This is a genomic window from Dyadobacter sp. CY312, assembly GCF_021390535.1.
GTDB lineage: Bacteria > Bacteroidota > Bacteroidia > Cytophagales > Spirosomataceae > Dyadobacter.
The window spans coordinates 82336-97936 of sequence record NZ_JAJUXG010000013.1; the positions used below are offsets into that span (position 1 = coordinate 82336).

At 42.4% G+C, this 15601-nt stretch carries 10 protein-coding genes; 5 read left to right on the top strand and 5 right to left on the bottom strand.

What is annotated here, in order from left to right; translation table 11 throughout:
- Positions 1-403: 403 nt before the first annotated feature.
- Together LZG71_RS18745 and LZG71_RS18750 are read left to right on the top strand one after the other, a co-directional pair.
- Positions 404-3154, top strand: a complete 2751-nt coding sequence (locus tag LZG71_RS18745; RefSeq protein WP_233822921.1) for a TonB-dependent receptor — start codon at positions 404-406, stop codon at positions 3152-3154.
- Positions 3155-3173: 19 nt separating this feature from the next.
- Positions 3174-3983, top strand: a complete 810-nt coding sequence (locus LZG71_RS18750) for a DUF4397 domain-containing protein (protein WP_233822923.1) — start codon at positions 3174-3176, stop codon at positions 3981-3983.
- Between the two features lie 235 nt (positions 3984-4218).
- On the opposite strand, the gene LZG71_RS18755 is transcribed toward LZG71_RS18750, so the two are convergent.
- A complete protein-coding gene (locus LZG71_RS18755; RefSeq protein WP_233822925.1) occupies positions 4219-4443 on the bottom strand; it encodes a hypothetical protein in 225 nt (74 codons plus the stop codon).
- Between the two features lie 184 nt (positions 4444-4627).
- Complete coding sequence (locus tag LZG71_RS18760; RefSeq protein ID WP_233822926.1) at positions 4628-5902, bottom strand: erythromycin esterase family protein; 1275 nt, start codon at positions 5900-5902, stop codon at positions 4628-4630.
- A gap of 240 nt (positions 5903-6142) precedes the next feature.
- On the opposite strand from LZG71_RS18760, the gene LZG71_RS18765 reads away from it, so the two are divergent.
- The gene (locus LZG71_RS18765; RefSeq protein ID WP_233822928.1) at positions 6143-7357 is read left to right on the top strand and encodes an ATP-binding protein; all 1215 of its coding nucleotides are present in this window, start codon (positions 6143-6145) and stop codon (positions 7355-7357) included.
- A 53-nt stretch (positions 7358-7410) separates the two neighbouring features.
- A complete protein-coding gene (locus LZG71_RS18770) occupies positions 7411-7986 on the top strand; it encodes a hypothetical protein (protein WP_233822930.1) in 576 nt (191 codons plus the stop codon).
- A 75-nt stretch (positions 7987-8061) separates the two neighbouring features.
- Here LZG71_RS18770 and LZG71_RS18775 read toward each other — a convergent pair whose 3' ends face one another.
- From LZG71_RS18775 to LZG71_RS18785, 3 genes are all read right to left on the bottom strand, one after another.
- Positions 8062-8490: an SRPBCC domain-containing protein gene (locus LZG71_RS18775; RefSeq protein WP_233822932.1), complete on the bottom strand. Its 429-nt coding sequence runs from the start codon at positions 8488-8490 to the stop codon at positions 8062-8064.
- 194 nt (positions 8491-8684) lie between these two features.
- Positions 8685-9944, bottom strand: a complete 1260-nt coding sequence (locus LZG71_RS18780) for a GTP pyrophosphokinase family protein (RefSeq protein ID WP_233822934.1) — start codon at positions 9942-9944, stop codon at positions 8685-8687.
- Between the two features lie 173 nt (positions 9945-10117).
- On the bottom strand, positions 10118-10789 hold the full coding sequence (locus tag LZG71_RS18785; RefSeq protein ID WP_233822936.1) for a hypothetical protein: 672 nt from the start codon (positions 10787-10789) through the stop codon (positions 10118-10120).
- Positions 10790-11436: 647 nt separating this feature from the next.
- Here LZG71_RS18785 and purL point away from each other — a divergent pair.
- The gene (gene purL, locus LZG71_RS18790; protein ID WP_233822938.1) at positions 11437-15102 is read left to right on the top strand and encodes a phosphoribosylformylglycinamidine synthase; all 3666 of its coding nucleotides are present in this window, start codon (positions 11437-11439) and stop codon (positions 15100-15102) included.
- Positions 15103-15601 lie beyond the last annotated feature (499 nt).

A 15601-nucleotide genomic window follows, 5' to 3' on the forward strand; every position in this document is an offset into this window, starting at 1 on the left:
GTGAGAAGTAAAGAAAGTATTTAGTTCACAGTAAACAGTTTACAGACGCGGTTTACACAAAAAGTGACCATGTAAATACTGTAAACTCAAAACTGTGAACTCCAAACTTCTCACTTCTCACTTAACACACCGCCATACTCCTGATTAGGTGATGAACAGGAAGACAGGTGGCTCTTGTCGAGGTTACACCGCCACATCAGATGGAGCAGGAACTGCAGGCTCCCCCGCGCTATCTGGTTGGTAGTTTCGCCAGACTGTCATCACCTAATCAGGAAATTAATTACGTATATACCAAGTCGTGATATCATCCCGAAATGCAAGATTACAACACTACTGCTTTTACAGCCCCCTCCTCTCTCTAACATTACCAATCCATTAACGTTACTATCAACCTCAACCTAGTATGAGAAAATATCTTCCTATTCTATTTATTCTGCTCTCCACCGCCGCATTCGCCCAACGAACATTAACGGGAACGGTTACAGACGCCGGCAGTAAACTGGCGCTGCCGGGTGTTACGGTCACAATTAAACATACCAAACAAGGTACCATAACCGATGCCGAAGGACGTTTCAGCCTCAATCTGGTGAAAGGAGAAACCCTGGTTTTTTCTTATCTCAGTTTTGCTACTCAGGAAGTTCCTGTGACCAAATCGGATGAATACAGCGTTGCGCTGCTCCCTTCGACACATACTCTGGGTGAGGTGCAGGTGGTAGGTTCCAGAAATGCAAACAGGACTAAACTGGATTCTCCCGTACCGGTGGATGTTATTGACCTGAAACCGTTACTTGAATCCGCACCGCAGGTGAGCATCACACAGCTGCTTCAATATGTATCACCATCTTTTCATTCAGTAAACGGAAGTAACGCTGGTGACGCCGGATCGGCACTCAATCTTTCGCAACTGCGAGGTTTGGGGGTGGATCAATTATTAGTACTTGTAAATGGCAAGCGCCGTCACAAAAGTTCTAACATTAACTGGGGTGGCCTGGGAAACGGAGCAACAGGATATGACCTTAATTCGATCCCGACCGCTTCCATCGAAAGAGTCGAAGTACTGAGAGACGGTGCTGCTGCTCAATATGGTTCGGATGCGATTGCAGGTGTGATCAATATTGTATTATCCCAAAGTACAGACAAGTTGTCTCTTACTTCGACCGCAAGCACGCGCCGTCGCGGGGATGGAACAACCACCCGCACCAGTGCCAATTACGGATTTGCTCTTGGGAAAAGTGGCGGTTATCTCAACACCACGGCTGAATTTGCTACTCAGGCCATTGGTATCCTTCCGGGCCGGGACGACGCAGGGCTTTACCTTGGTCCGATTTATGGCGGCGGGGCTAACACAAGAAATTACGACGCAATATACACACGTGAAATTGACGAGGCCATTTTAGCGGATCGTGGCCTTACACGTCACAATTTTAACCGCCGTGCAGGTGGATCAAACAAAGCAAAAGACGCCCTGCTGTTTTTTAATGCAGCCATTCCTTTGAAACAAAATGCGGAGCTGTACACCTTCGGGGGAATCAGTCACCGTAACTCCCAGTTTACTGCTGTATACCGCCTTCCGGGATGGACGGAGCGTAACAATGCATTCCTTTATCCGGATGGTTTTTTGCCCAACATGGACAATATCATTACAGACAAATCTCTGGCAATTGGCATCAAAAGCAAGATCAGTAATTGGGATGTAGACATTTCTAATGTATACGGCAAGAATGATTTTGGCAATGTGATTACCAATTCCCTGAATGCTAGCCTGGGCCAGCGTAGCCCGACTACCTTTGATGCAGGAAGCTACAATGCAAGCCAGAATACAGGAAGTCTGGACATCAGCCGCTATTTCGAAAAAGCATTAAAAGGTGTCAACGTCGCATTCGGAGCACAGTATCGGGTTGAAACTTATCAGATTATTGCCGGAGAAGAAGCTTCCTATTCCAAGGCTGACCTTCGCACAGTATATGGGCTGGATACCACTGCTGCCGGCATTGTTTACAATACCAAAGAAGGACAAATCGGGCTGAACGGGCTCTCTCCCGGTTCACAGATACACGCAGGTTTCCGGCCAGAAAATGCTGTAAATGTGAACAGGTCCATATTGGCAGGTTATGCAGATATTGAAGCGAACATCACCAGCAAATGGCTTGTTTCAGCGGCTTTGCGTCTCGAAAACTTTTCGAGCGTTGGCAATGTCACAACCTATAAGTTTGCCTCAAAATACAGCATCACCGATTGGCTCGGACTACGCGGATCACATAACACGGGCTTCCGCGCACCCGATCTTGCACAATATTATTACACCGAAACTTCAACCAGTTTCCAGCAGGGAAGAGCGATTGATCAGGTGACGGCTTCCAACCAGAGTGCTGCCACAAGAGCGCTCGGGATCCCGACATTAACCCCTGAAAAATCAAAAGGATACACATTGGGTTTCACCACACAGCCGTTCCGGAACTTTGAGTTCACCGCAGACGCCTACCTTGTGGATGTCAATAACAGAGTAGGCAACACTGGTAATTTCTCTGCTACGGATGTGAATCTGCCCGTGGAAGTAAGATCGCTTTTTGTTCAAACCGGTACCACGCAAGCCAAGTTTTTCTACAACTCTTTCAGCACGCGCACAAAGGGGTTGGAATTGACAGGAAGCTACCGCACGCCATTCCGCAAAGGAGCTTTGACATTGTTGTTTGGAGCCAATTTCGTAAACAATCAGGTTACCAAAGTGAACACTCCGCAAGGATTGGAAGCATATCGTTACATCATTTTCAACGATGGCGAAAAGGCTCGTGTGACCTCACACATTCCCGGAAGAAAAATGAATTTACAGGGAACATTTAAGATTGGAAAACTGACTTACATGGCAAGGGCAATTTACTTCGGCTCGGTTACAACGGCTTCTGCCCAAAATGCAAATTTCCCCCAGCCAGATTATTTCTATCAAAAGCTGAACCCGATATGGGTGGTGGATGCATCTGTTGCCTATTCCCTGACCAAATCGATACAAGGGGTGATCGGCGTTAACAATGCATTTAACGAACTGGGCGATTACACGGATCCCAAGTTATCAGCACTCAACAATCCGTCGGTGATAGGTCTTCAAAATGGTAGCGCTGGTATACAGCCATTCATCCGGATTACAGCCAAACTTTAACAGAAAAGAACTTCATATTATGAAAACGAAAAATATTTTCACGTCAGAATCTGTTTTCAAAACACTGCTGGCAACACTTATTGGTGCAACCACATTGTCGGGCTGCGAGGATTCCAGCTACCTTGATGTGGACGCATCTGACCGTCCGGCACTCAGCGCTTTTATCAGTTTTGTCAATGCAAGACCAGTTAACGAAAATCTGAATTTCTGGACTTTCACGGATAAAATCTCGCCTGCTCCCATACCGGTAAATGTCGCTTCGGCTTACTACCCTACCGTTTTCGGCAGTGTACAGATCAACTTCACCGAAGCCAACAACACAGGTTACAAAGCATCTTATCAGTTTGGCAACAGTCCAACTTTTTCAGCAACGGGCAGGCCAAATGGCCCGATTGCTACATTTTATCATACCGTGGTGGCAGCAAGAACAAGCAGTAACAAGGCCGATTCACTCATTCTTTTTTACGATGATTTGAAGGCTCCGGATGCAGGAAAAGCTAAATTACGCTTCGTCAACTTATCGCCTGGCGCAGGCACATTGAATGTGTTAAATGGCAGCACCGCGCTTTTCAGCAATGTGGCCTATGGCAGAGCCGCAAATTCATCTCTCTCGGGAGAAGCGTTAAGTGCGTGGTCATTGGGGCCATTTCAGAGCGTGAATCCAGGTCAATACGACTTGAATTTCACCAATTCAATCACTGGTAATGCAGTAGGTACGGCAAAGTCTGTAACGCTGGAAAGTGGGAAAATTTACACCGTATTTACAAATGGCCTGATTGGCGGCGCACCCTCTTTTTCAGTCTCAACGATCGAACATCCAGTAAAATAAATAGCTTTTAGCTTTTAGCTTTTAGCTTTTAGCTTTTAGCTTTTAGCTTTTAGCTTAAAAAAACAGACTATTGTGAGTATACTGTCCGATCGGACAAATAATCTTTAATAATAGTTTAATAGGTGGTTATAGTTTAATCTCCGTCGGAAAGAGTTTTCCAACGGAGATTTTTGTTTAAAAGATGCAACCTCACATTTCACTTCTTTCTTGGCGATATATGTTTTGTAGTGGATAGTCAAGCACGAAGCGTGCGCAGGCCGGGCAAAAAAGCGGGGTGTGCGGTAGCTACAGCGTGGAAGCTTTTTTTTGCCTTGATTTTTTTGCGGCCGCCGCTGCGGTTACTTTTTTTATCAAGAAAAAAAGTAAGGCTACTGGAAGCCTTTAAATTACCCTCTTTTGTAAGAATTGAACATCTAAAAGCAAGCTGTATACTGATTCTGAACACCTTGAATTTACTCATGCAATTTTAGCAGCGATGTGATCCATTAAGAGTTAGTAGAGAACACATCGCCAATATCAACGCCATTTTTATACTCAGGAACGTCAGAGGGCGATGCTTGAGCTTGTTGGTTTAGATTCCTCCTCAATTCAAATATTTTTCTATCCCCTAAAAAACATCCGCCGTCCCCTTCTCACTTCTCCCCCTACTTCAAATAAAAACTCCCATTTCCCTTGGTAACATCTATATGTAAAATGAAATCGAAATCCAGCAACGCATTTCCCGGGACGAATTGTTTGTCGGTGAAGCCGGTAGGGAGCAAACGGTACTGTGTTGGAAGTTTTAAGTTTTTTGTTTTATTAATTACCGGTGCAGTTTTCAAGAAGAATAGAGGCTTTTTTGTTCTTGTAAAGTAATATTCAAAAGCTTTGTCGTCAGGAGCAATTACTACATTGTTGTCAACAATTTTCCCAGCCTCAGGATTTGTAGCCGTATAAAAGCCGGACGACGTGGTGATACCAAGAACCTTGTAGCGGTTTGCCATTTTGTTGGAAAGAAAATACCCCATACTTTTCGAATACATGCTAGGTTGCTTTTGTACGTGTGCATTGTGAGCCAAAATGATGATTTTGTTATTTTCAGTCATTTCGTTAAGTACATTCACTGCCATGAGCGAATCTCTGACCAACGATAATTTTTCCCCATCCCATTCAGTAATTCCAGGATCATTCAACGTCAGGAACTGTTTGTAATTTGCGATGTTTTTGTTTAGGATCTCAAACCTTTTCCCCTCGGCAGGAAACTGGTTTATAATATGTTCACTCAACGTATTCAACTCAGCGAAGTCCTCGGCGCTGAAATTGTGTTCATAGACCTGATCGCTCAGCAGATGATAATACCCTATCAGTTTTTTAAGTGAATCTGCTGCCTCAATATTATTTTTAACGCTGTAATCAAGCATATTTTCCAGCGCTCCAAATGGGCTCTGCATATCAAAACCGAAAAAGGTGATCTTTTGCTCTCGCTCTTCATTGATCTTTTTCACAGCATCTATAAGTTCAGCAAACTCGACACATTCGTAACCGTACAGTCTGAAACTTTTGAGAATATTTTTCAAATCCTTCCCGTTTCCCGCCATATAGCCGTTGAGTTTTTCCATCTCTGCCATAGGAGCTTCCAGACCGATTTTCGTCACCAGCTTTTTTCCAGCAAGCATTTTCAGAAACGACGTTCTCGCCTTGAAAAACTCCGAAGTTCCATGTGACTGCTCACCAATAGCCAGCACATCGTACCGGCCAAAATCAATCATGCCTCCCGTTTTCTTAATTTGCTGCTCATCGCCTGCCAGAAAACCCGGGTCAATGGTTATAGCATTTTGGCTCAGGACTTCTTCCAGGGACTGCGCGTGGCAAGTGATTGATCCACAAGAGAGAAACAAAAAAAGTAATATCGCAGAAATAGTGACAGAGTAAAATTTCATTTTTAATCGTATTGGTACTATCAACCTAAAGCACATATCATATTAAGTTTACTATCATATATAAAATTTAAAATGTTTAGCAGACAGAAATCTATTACCGATATCAGTTTCCGTCTCGTCTCAACATTCGATCGTGCTATATAAAGAAGATACTACAAAATAAGCGCTGTTCGAATTTGCTACGAACAAATTCGAACACAAGCATTACCTTTGATTAATTTGCACCCACGCCCCGGAAATATGATGTACTCAGATGCAAGTTTGGCACAAGATGTTGAGCGAATAAAACAAATCCCCGTTGTATCCACAATGCTGGACGTCATCTGCAAATCTACAGGCATGGGCTTCGCAGCTATTGCAAGGGTAACGACCGACCGGTGGATTGTTTGCAGTGTACAGGATGAAATTCAATTCGGACTTGTGCCCGGAGGTGAGCTGAAAGTAAAAACCACCATCTGCGACGAAATACGCGACATGAGAAAAGCTGTTGTGATTGATCATGTTGCAGAAAGTGAATATAACAACCATCATACACCATTGATGTATGGCTTCCAAAGCTATATTTCGATGCCCATTATTTTAAAAAATGGTGATTTCTTCGGGACATTGTGTGCCATAGATCCAAATCCGGCACAACTGAACAATACCAAAACCATTGGCATGTTTACGATGTTTGCCGAGCTCATCGCATTTCATCTGCAAGCGCTCGATCTGATGGACAGGAGCACCGCTGCGGTCCAGTCGCTGAACCGCAAGCTTACTGACTCCCTTGATGAAAATCGTCAGTATCGCCATATATCCAACCACAATTTGCAGGAACCACTCCGTAAAATCCGGATTTTCAGCAGCTCACTGGTGGAGGCAACGGAGAATAACAATATTGACAAAGTGAAAGAACTTGCACTGAAAGTGAATTCGAGCGCTCAAAAGTTTTCGATGATGATCCAGGATCTTTCCGATTTTTCTCAGCTGAGATCTAATAACGATGTTTACGAAGTTGTGGATCTGAACGAAATAGCGACAGATGTTTGCCTCCAGTTATCAGCTGCCGTCGATACATTGGAAGCGAAAATTGAAATAGAGTCTCTTCCGAGCACATTGGCATCGCGACTTCAGATCGAACAACTTTTTTACCATCTGATCAACAATACGTTAAGATTTTCAAAGAAGGATCAGAAACCACTCATCAGGATATTCTCAAAGGCATATTTTCCTGATAAAAAATTTACCGAGATTCACATTGAAGACAATGGTGTTGGTATTGAAGAATCTCAGCTGGAAAAGATTTTCGACCTCTTTACCAGGCTGCCCACACATCAGGATGCACAGGGCAAAGGAATGGGACTGGCATTTTGCCGGAAAATTGCCCGCAACCACGGAGGCGATATAACGGCCCACTCACTGGCGGGACGAGGTTCGAGGTTTTGTGTAACGTTGCCTCTTTATCTCTTGTAAAAGTTACCACCTCCGTATAAGCCCGTATCATTTCCCCGACTTAACGATCTAAAATGAGACTCTCTTTACTATTATTTTCATTGTTGAATATCATTTCATCAGGAATTTGTTCTTGTCAAACAAAAAAGTTACAAACTGTTTACTCATCACAGCAAACTGACCTGCCAACCGAATTAAATGAAGTACAAATTTACAGGCTTACCAAAAAGGCCATTCACGCGAATTTTGACATGTCAAAGCTTAATAATTTTGACGAATATAGAAAAGACTCAATATCAATAAGAGAGATTTTTGAACCTTTAAGTGGAGAATACAACTATTACCAGTTCATATCAACTTTCAAAGGGCTGGGAATGATTTTTTCAGGTGATGATGTAAAAGATAGTATAAAGACGTTCCACGATATTTTAATTATTAAAACGAACAATGAAAATAAAATCATTGACGCGTTTCAATACACGCTAGCATGGGCTGAGCAACCTTTTCGATACGACTTGTACAGAAGTTCCGTCACGGATCTTCCGCTTACGGACGGCATGGATATAAGCACCCTAAAATTTACCAGAACTGAATTTTGGGATGCAAAAGATAAGCTTCTAAAAGAAAGCGGAATAATAAAGCTTAAGTGAATGCTCCGGTGAACTACCGCGTTGGCAACGCGGTAGTTCACCGTTTTTTGTTGGCACAACGCCAACACTGCAATTTTAAAACTGCCGCTCCTGAAACGGCGTTCCTTTGTCCTCTTCGCAGTGCAGTTTCAAACTGAAAAGGAACATTGCCCAATTGTAGCTGCAATACTGGTAAAACTCTGTGAGTTCACGCCAGTCGTAATGTTTGAGAATTACCGCGGTAGCTTTCTCGCGTCGTATAATGTCAAAAGAAATACCTGTTCCGATCCACTCCGGATCCGAAGCAATGCACTCCCAAACAACTTTCTGATCCTGCACCAGTTCTACTATTTTCATTTTGGTAACAGGTTCATCCCCAAAACCAAACTCATTGACAAAACCAATTTCGGGTTTCACAACTAAATCTTGCGTCCAAACTTTTGCCAATCCTGCCTGGGTGGTCAATGCCTGATACACCACTGCGGCAGACGCTTTGATGTAGTTGATTTGTTCGATTTTTTCCATGGGTTAAAATTGGGCGTAGGGATGTTTTTTGGTTAAGTAGGTTGTATTTGGAGGTGTAGTTTGCAGTAAGACGTCCGAAAAAGCCATACTCATTTCTGAGGTTCAAAACGCATTTCTATCTCCCGATCGTTGGGCGTGTAAGGGAAAGAAGGTGGTTGTGCAACGGTTACCCGTGTTAGCAGCAGTAATTCTTCTCATATGTCTGTCAGTTCCTTTTTCAATTTGTCCTTTGTCGCTTTTGAAGGCACTTTGTCAACAACCTTTTCAGTCAATGATTTTAGAATTTGAAAGCTGTCGTTTAAATAGCTTTCTGAAGGTGTCTCAATACCGTGTAATAAGTAATTTCTAACTTGTCTCATTTGACTAAGCTGTGATGTCTCTGCAACGGTTAAAATCTTTTTCTCTTTTAATATTCTAAAGTCAGGAATCATATATTTCCTTGACCTTACTTCTTCCTCTGTCAAGAATTCTCTTGCCGCTTTTTCTAAAACAACCCAACATTTTACAAATGATTCAAAGCCAGATGCTTTCTTTTCTGAAACATGCAAATTCTTAAAGTAGTTTTTAAGATTTGGATTGCCTTCGTCATAGAACTCCACTAATAACATATTCAATAATTGGTCAGTCACTGACTCTTTTGATTCAATATTGATTAAGTTAATGTATTTGTTGAAATCCCTTGTGTCTAATTTTTTGATGGTATTTAAATAATTATTCAATAAATAGGTATCACCGAGCTTAATTTTATTTAAATAGTTTTTGTCGATTGAATTTAAAAGAAAGTTGGTCAATTCATACTTGTCTGTAATATCGTTACGTTTCTTAGTTCTTTCAGCCATTGCCGATTGTAATCTTTCAAGTGCTATTTCTCCACTTAAAACAAGCCCGTTAATTTCATCAAGTATTGCAAGCTCTTCTTTTGATAAGTCCCCTGAAAATGGTTTGTAAACAAGGTCGTGTTCTACTTCAGACCAAGCATGCATAAGAACGGATGCTACCTGTATTTCTGCTAAAGTGTCAAGATATCTTTTAGTCAGATTTTCTTCCATAAGTTTAACTCGATAATGAGTCGCCCAATATCCTGAAAAACGTTTTGTGTATTTCGGTGTATGGGCTGCACTTGGGAATTCCTTCTTCTTGTCAATAATAAAAAGCTCATTAACTATTTCATCAATAATTTCTCGTTCAGAAGGGAAATACAATGAAACTCGAATTCCCGCTAAGTCAACAATGTCTTTGAATATGTCGTCAACAGTCTTGTATTGCTTCTCTTCATTTCTTTTGGTCAGCTTATCTTTTAGTCTGTCTGGTCGCTTTGCTCGATGAGTAACAATAGCTTTGATACCTCTTTTAAAAAGTTGGTCTTCAATTTTGCTCGCAACAATTTGAGAGAGTTTTTGATAGTAGTCAAACTCTTTGTTGTACTGTTTTATAAAGTCGTCAATTACCTTCATATCGATGTCTTTGTATTATTGCTGCTAACGTTTTGGCGCTTGGCGCAGTGGCGGATTTCGGAACACAAAACTTTCATTTAACCACAAAAGTTGATGCGAGGTAGAATGTTCAATTAACCACGTCACCCGCCATTGAGCCAAACGCCTGTTACCAGTAGTGCTTTCTTCTGTCGTCATACAAATTTAGCGTCTCTTGTTAATTTACTTTTGTCTAAGTCAAGGTCGTTACTGAACCAGTCGGTCAAGACTTTTTCAATTTCCTTTTCATTAAATGTCTTTGGATTTCGTCTTGATTTTAAGTAATTCTCTCTCGTCATTTTTTCAGCAACTTGTCCAACTTTTTGCAAGTCAAGTTCGTTTCCGACCTTATTTGCGAACCAAAGTCCACCGATAGAAAACACAAGTCCTAAAAGTCCGATTTGCCAATTAAAGTAAAGTCTACCGAGAGATGCAAGAATTAAAATTGCAAGCGTCCCCGTCACCCAATGTGGTGGTCGCAAAATATTTAGATTAAAACCTAAATGCTTTTCTAATTTCTTTGTCCTTGAACGTCTGCTTTGTCTTGGCAAAAGGTCGGCAAGAGGAAAGTCTGTCGATATTGTCTTATTGTCAATTTGAAGTGTCGATGAAATTGCGTCACGAAGTTTATAAAACGCTTGTTGACTTGTGCAGTCATCTGAATTGTCAAGCTGTATTTTGTTTGAAATATGGTCGCAGAGTTGTCCAAAGGTTGTGATATGAACTAACTCGTCACCAACAAACTTGATGTCAAACGAGGTCTCAACTTTTACGAGTAAGTCTTCGATGTCTTCTGGGTCGATATTTTTAAGTTCGTAGTCTGTCATAGCATTACTGGTAACTTACTAATATACGCAAGTTACCAGATTTTCTATATGGATCGGATTTTGCACTTGATAAATAAGGATTGATAAATCAATTACAACAATTCATTGATAATCAGCACAGTATACAACTTTTGACTAAAAATTATATACTATAACAATACAGAATGCACATTGCGTATTTTTCATTGATACACCCGTAACAATACAAAATGCGCAGTCATTAATTCCACATGTTGCCACCTTTACAAGCTGTACGTTTATCAGGCCTATACCCCCATGATCCAAAACGATGCTAGGTTATGCATTGTACCATGAATGACCATACAAACTCGCCACACTCCTGTATCAGACTTGCAGTTGATAAGTATTTTTTTAGTTTTCCATATATTCCCGTTGCGCGCTTTCGTCTGTTTATACCACGCAAATTGAGACTGTCTAAGCAAAACGACGCGGTTGATAAGGGAGTAACTTAGCAAACCATTCCTTAACAATACCCTAAAAAACCAACAAATACTACCAAAACCAAATAACTATTACAATCCCAGTCAGGTTCGGTTAATTTTTCCGCCCGTAAACCGCTTTATCCTTCTCCAATTTCATAGGGATAAAAAATTAAAAGAATTACCTTTGCACCATAAAACGATACTATGATTTATTTCTTCGCCGACGATCAGAATACTGTTTATGCAGTGCAATTGGAGCGAACGCTCACATCGTCAGATACTTCAAAATTAACATGGCTGTTTGCAGGTGCTGAACTTAGCCAGGAAACTGTTCTCACTGATTTTTTCGTTGGTCCGCGCGCTGCCATGATTACTCCATGGAGCACCAATGCCGTTGAAATAACCCAGAATATGGATATTCAGGGCATCATCCGGATCGAGGAATTCAAACGTGTGGATGCCGATTTTTCAGACTTCGATCCTATGCTTTCCCAAAAGTATAACAAGCTGGGTCAGGATTTGTACACGATCAGCATTCTGCCCGAATCCATTCTTGAAATAGAAGACATAGGCTTGTATAACAAGCAGGAAGGTCTTTCATTGAGTGACGAAGAGGTTGATTATCTGAACAAACTGGCTGAAAAACTGAACAGAAAATTGACTGATTCCGAAGTTTTCGGCTTCTCACAGGTCAATTCTGAACACTGCCGTCACAAGATTTTCAACGGAACGTTTGTGATCGATGGCGAAGAACAGCCTGTATCCTTGTTCAAGCTGATCCGTAGAACTTCCGAAACAAATCCGAATGGAATCGTTTCGGCGTATAAAGACAATGTTGCATTTGTAAAAGGACCAACTGTTCAGCAGTTTGCTCCCAAGCGTCCTGACGTTCCGGAATATTACGAAATAAAAGACTTTCAGTCTGTAATATCGCTGAAAGCAGAAACACATAACTTCCCTACCACGGTTGAGCCTTTCAATGGTGCTGCAACAGGATCGGGAGGGGAAATCAGAGACCGTTTGGCTGGCGGACAAGGATCTTTGCCACTGGCTGGAACGGCAGTTTACATGACTGCTCTTTCCAGGCTTGAAGAAAACCGTCCCTGGGAAAAAGGCGTTGAAGAACGCAAATGGTTGTATCAGACTCCTATGGATATCCTGATCAAAGCATCAAATGGTGCCACCGATTTTGGTAACAAATTTGGCCAACCTTTGATTGTTGGATCGGTCCTTACATTCGAACACGAAGAAAACAACCGCAAGCTGGGTTACGATAAGGTAATCATGCAGGCAGGAGGTATCGGTTACGGAAAGGCTGATCAGGCAAAAAAAGAAAAACCGGAAGTTGGAGATAAAATCGTTGTTCTGGGTGGTGAAAACTACCGCATCGGGATGGGTGGTGCTGCGGTTTCGTCGGCAGATACAGGTGCTTTCGGTTCTGGTATTGAGCTGAATGCGATCCAACGGTCTAACCCGGAAATGCAGAAGCGTGTTGCAAACGCAGTGCGCGGCATGGTGGAAAGTGATAACAACACCATTGTTTCCATTCACGATCACGGCGCAGGCGGACATTTGAACTGTTTGTCGGAACTTGTTGAAGAAACGGGTGGAAAAATTGATCTTGATAAATTACCGGTGGGTGACCCTACCCTTTCAGCCAAGGAGATTATCGGCAACGAGTCTCAGGAAAGAATGGGATTGGTGATTGACAAAGAGAACATTGAGACACTAAAAAATATAGCGGATCGTGAGCGCGCACCTATGTATACCGTGGGTGATGTGACTGGCGATCACCGCTTCACTTTCGAATCGGCCAAAACCGGAGCCAAACCGATGGATCTGGAAATGGATGATATGTTTGGCAGCTCGCCAAAAGTATACATGCACGATAAAACGATCGATCGTCAATATGCACCGGTAAGTTATTCGGCAGACAAGCTGAATGAATACCTGGAACAAGTGTTGCAACTTGAAGCTGTGGCAAGTAAAGACTGGCTTACCAACAAAGTAGACCGTTGCGTGGGTGGCCGTGTTGCAAAACAGCAATGCGCTGGTCCTTTGCAATTGCCATTGAATAATGTGGGTGTGATGGCGCTGGATTTCCAGGGAAAAGATGGTATCGCGACTTCGATTGGTCACGCTCCTCTTTCTGCACTGATCGATCCTGCGGCAGGTAGCCGTAACGCTATTGCAGAATCACTTTCCAACCTGGTTTGGGCTCCATTGCAGGACGGACTGAAAAGCGTTTCGCTTTCGGCCAACTGGATGTGGGCTTGTAAAAACGAAGGTGAAGATGCCCGTTTATACAAAGCCGTGAAAGCCTGCTCCGAGTTTGCGATCAGCCTGGGAATTAATATCCCAACCGGAAAAGATTCGCTTTCGATGAAGCAGAAATATAAGGATACCGAAGTGATTGCTCCGGGAACCGTTATCATTTCCGCAGCTGGACATTGCAATGATATTACGGCTGTGGTTGAACCTGTACTTCGTAAAAGTGGCGGTGCCATTTATTACATCAATCTTTCCGGCGATCAATACAAACTGGGCGGGTCTTCTTTTGCACAAGTTCTGAACAAGATAGGAACTGAAACGCCGGATGTTGTAAATGCGGATCGTTTTGCAATAGCCTTCAACACCATTCAGGAATTGATAAAAGGTGGAAAAATTCAGGCTGGACACGATATCGGCAGCGGTGGACTCATTACCACATTACTGGAAATGTGTTTCGCTGACCGCGACCTTGGCGCATCCGTTGATCTTTCAGCATTGGGTAGTCAGGATATTATTGAAAAACTTTTCGCTGAAAATATTGCAATCGTTTTCCAGGCTGATGCGGAAGCAGAAGAGACGTTAACAGCGGCTGGAATCGATTTCCATAAAATTGGAAACGTGACAACGACGGCCGGACTGGAAGTAAAAAATGGCTCTGAAACATTCAGTTTTGATGTGGATCATCTGCGTGATGTCTGGTTCAAAACTTCCTATTTGCTTGATAAAAAACAAAGCGGTCCTGTGAAGGCGAAAGAACGCTTTGACAACTATAAAAACCACGTACTCAATTACTCCTTTCCGACACATTTTGACGGAAGCAAACCTGTAATTGAAGCTGGCAAACCAAGACCAAAAGCGGCGGTACTTCGTGAAAAAGGCAGTAACTCGGAAAGAGAACTGGCCAACGCCATGTACCTCGCTGGTTTTGATGTGAAAGACGTCCACATGACTGACTTGATCTCAGGCCGTGAAACGCTGGAAGACATCCAGTTCATTGGAGCTGTGGGAGGATTTTCAAATTCGGATGTACTGGGTTCTGCCAAAGGATGGGCAGGTGCATTTCTTTACAATGAGAAAGCAAAAACTGCGCTTGAAAACTTTTTTAAGAGAGAAGATACATTGTCTGTTGGTGTATGTAATGGCTGTCAGTTGTTTGTGGAACTTGGACTAATTAATCCGGATCATGAGGAGAAGCCTAAAATGCTTCACAATGAAAGTCATAAACACGAAAGTATCTTCACTTCGTTAACTGTTCAGGAAAATAACTCGGTGATGTTGTCTACCCTCGCGGGGAGTACGATGGGGGTGTGGGTATCACATGGAGAAGGCCGTTTCCAATTGCCGTACGCCGAAGATCGTTACAAGATCGTTGCCAAATACGGTTACGAAACTTATCCTGCGAGCCCAAATGGCTCTGCCTACAATACGGCGATGCTTTGCGACGAAACAGGCCGCCATCTGGTGATGATGCCGCACATTGAGCGTTCGTTGTTCCAGTGGCATTGGGCACATTACCCGGAAGGAAGAAAAGACGAAGTATCTCCATGGATGGAGGCATTTGTGAACGCCCGGAAGTGGATTGAAGGGGTTAAGAAATAACCATTTATAAATTAAGATATGAAAGGGTTGGCCGATGAGGTCAACCCTTTCGTTTTTTACAATAAAACACTCTGCTCATTTATCCTAAGTTTTGTGAATTTTGAATTATAATTTATCAAAAAACAAGCTTTCCTTCAAGCGTGTTTGTTTTTAGGGTTCTATATGATTTGTAAGTGGGGAACCTGAAATTGGTCAATCAAGTAATTTTTCGGCTCGAACGAGTATTTTACTTTTTTGTCTTGACACAAAAAAGTAACAAAAAAAGTCAAGGCTGTACGCAGATTTTAACGGAAATTGAATCATCCAGAGCCTAAACAAAAAAAACTCCTCCTGACGTCGTCAAACAGTTTTTTGTTTTTAACGGCCCTGGACAATCCAATTTCCTAATCTGCGCAAGGCCAGTCTTCAAAAAAACTTGACTTAAAATCCCTTTACCCACTATGATCCGTCTAGAGCCATTTTTAGCTTCAGAGTCTGATAAAATACAGTATCAATGTTT